The organism is Skermanella aerolata KACC 11604 (assembly GCF_000936425.1).
GTDB lineage: Bacteria > Pseudomonadota > Alphaproteobacteria > Azospirillales > Azospirillaceae > Skermanella > Skermanella aerolata.
Genome location: NZ_AVFK01000138.1, coordinates 1 through 2,303 on the forward strand (window position 1 = coordinate 1; position 2,303 = coordinate 2,303).

1 protein-coding gene and 2 pseudogenes are annotated in these 2,303 nt (G+C 59.5%); 1 reads left to right on the forward strand and 2 read right to left on the reverse strand.

The genetic code is table 11. The features are described from left to right. Positions 1-488: pseudogene (locus N826_RS45630) on the reverse strand (IS6 family transposase); the annotation flags it as partial. A 376-nt stretch (positions 489-864) separates the two neighbouring features. Here N826_RS45630 and N826_RS38730 point away from each other — a divergent pair. After that, positions 865-1,884, forward strand: coding sequence for a calcium-binding protein (locus N826_RS38730; RefSeq protein WP_044437915.1), 1,020 nt, complete (start codon positions 865-867; stop codon positions 1,882-1,884). An 83-nt stretch (positions 1,885-1,967) separates the two neighbouring features. Here the strand turns inward: N826_RS38730 and N826_RS44050 are convergent. Continuing rightward, positions 1,968-2,150 (reverse strand): annotated as a pseudogene (locus N826_RS44050) (transposase); the annotation flags it as partial. Positions 2,151-2,303 lie beyond the last annotated feature (153 nt).

Below are 2,303 nucleotides of genomic sequence, written 5' to 3' on the forward strand. Positions count from 1 at the left end.
GTTCAGGTAGCGGCTTTGGCGATGTTCGACATGCGGGATGATCTGGCGCTTGGCCGCGGCGTAGCTTTTCAGCTGATCGGTCACCACGACCCGCGGCACATACCGCAGGCCCTTCAGCAGCTTCTTGAAGAAGCGTTTGGCTGCCTTGGTGTTGCGCCGGCTCTGCACTAGGACATCGAGCACCACGCCTCCTGGTCGACCGCGCGCCAGAGGTAGTGCTGGACGCCGTTGATCCGGATGAACACCTCATCCAAATGCCAGCGGTCGCCGGGTCTCGGCCGGCGTCTCCGCAGCCGGGTGGCGAAGGTCTGGGCGAACTTCCGGCACCAGCGCCGGATCGTCTCGTAGGCAACCTCAATGCTGCGTTCGGCCAGCATCAGTTCGACGTCCCGGAAGCTCAGGCAGAACGTGTGGTACAGCCAGACGGTATGGCTGATGATGTCGGCCGGGAAGCGGTGACGGTAATGCGGATCAGAAGCGCGTTTCATCCCGCCACCATGCCCAACCCAAACGCCTCTCGCCACCTCAGCAAGTCAATGTGACGATGCCAATACCGGGGCTGCGATAACCCAAGTTAATGCCCAGCCTTGCTTTTCCTGGCTCAATGGCAACGATTGTAAGGGGCTATTTTATGCGTAAGCATACCAAGGGTGGATCAGGGGGAGGTCGAAAACGGGTTCGAAGCCTTGGGGGTGACGGCACCACTGCGCGTGCTGGGCCTGCTAGCGCTGAGGAAAGAGCGAATTTCGGGTCAGTGTGAACCAAAATTCGTTCAATGTCTTTGGTTTGACGAGCAGATCGCAGTCCACCTTTCAGGTGGACTGCGATCTGCTCTAATGCTGGCCATTTTCCGGGAAAACGTCCATGTCGATCATCAAGGGAAGCAGGTGCTCCGATACCCTCGTCGGCACGACGGGCGACGATCAGATCTATGGATTTTCCGGCAATGACAGGCTTTACGGTCTGGCCGGGGCCGATCGGCTATTCGGTGGCTGCGGTCGGGATTTCCTCTCCGGTGGTGCCGGTAACGAACGGCTGAACGGCGGTGGTGGTTGTGATGTGATCTTGGGTGGAAAAGGGAACGACACGCTGTGGGGCGGTCCGGGAAACGACCGGCTGGATGGCGGTGGCATGGGCAGCACCATCGATGGCGGCAGCGGCAATGACCGGATCGCCTATGATGTCGGCGGCGTCAATGTTTATGATTACATCCTCTACCACAACAGCTCTTTCCACGGCGGACCCGGCCGGGACACGCTGGTCGTCACCAACATCGCCTTCACCAAAGACTGGTCGGAAGGGGCTGCCGAAAATGCCCTCAAGCCAGCCGATATCCTGATCTGGGGGGGCGGTCATCCGGACTCACCCATTTCTGACATGCTAATGACCATCGGCAGCACGGCCGACACGCTGGAAGACTTAAGCGGGGTCGACGCCTTTCTCTATGATATCGAGCGGATCGTGATCCGCAGCGATGCTTCCCACAAGCTGATTTACATGGCAGGGGGCCCTGCGCCTCGGCCAATGACCGTAGTCGGTGGCGACGGTGACGACCGGTTCGTGACGGGGCCGGCCAATGAAGTACTCGAAGGGGGCAAAGGCAACGATACGTTTTGGGTTAGCAATAACGGACATGACCGCTTAATCAGCAATCCGGATGATGCCGACCACTTCACCTTCAACAGCTTTGATCCCAGTGTTGCCGAGATAGAGGGTTTCAACGGCCAAGGCCGGGCAGGGGGAGACCGCATTGATTTTTTTGGTACCGACGTGACGGTGACCGAGCGCGCCGACGGCACGACGCTATTTGACTGGGGCAACGGGCAGGCGATCGTCGACGCCGTAGGTCTGGTAGCCAATCAGGATTACTTCCTAGGTGTTTAAACTGAATCTGTTGTTCCCCTCTGCGTTGGATCGGGTAAATCATGGTGCCTCGGCAGCGCGGCCCCATGGACTGGTTCTGTCAGTTTGGCCACAGTCTGGTAGGTTGGTTCGCCGTCATAGGCGCCGTCCGCCATGACGGTGTCGATGTGTCCCGTGGTCTGGTCCAGCAGCGGGCCGACTTGGCCTGCATCGCCTTCGCCGCTGGTAGCCAGAGTCGCGGCGACAATGGTGCTGGTCGCCGCGTCGACCGCCAGATGGAGCTTCCTCTAGTGCAGGCCGCCGGAAAAGCCTGACTCATTGATCGTCACTGGTTCCAGCGGTTCCGCACCCAACCAGTCGCGCCTAGGGTTACGGACTTCCTGCGGGCTGAACTAGGGCGCTTCTGCAAAGTTCAGAGCCATAGAAGAATGGCGGCAATG

Coding starts and splice junctions, on each gene's coding strand:
- N826_RS38730 (WP_044437915.1), top strand. CDS start 865: ATGTCGATCATCAAGGGAAGCAGGTGCTCCGATACCCTCGTCGGCACG.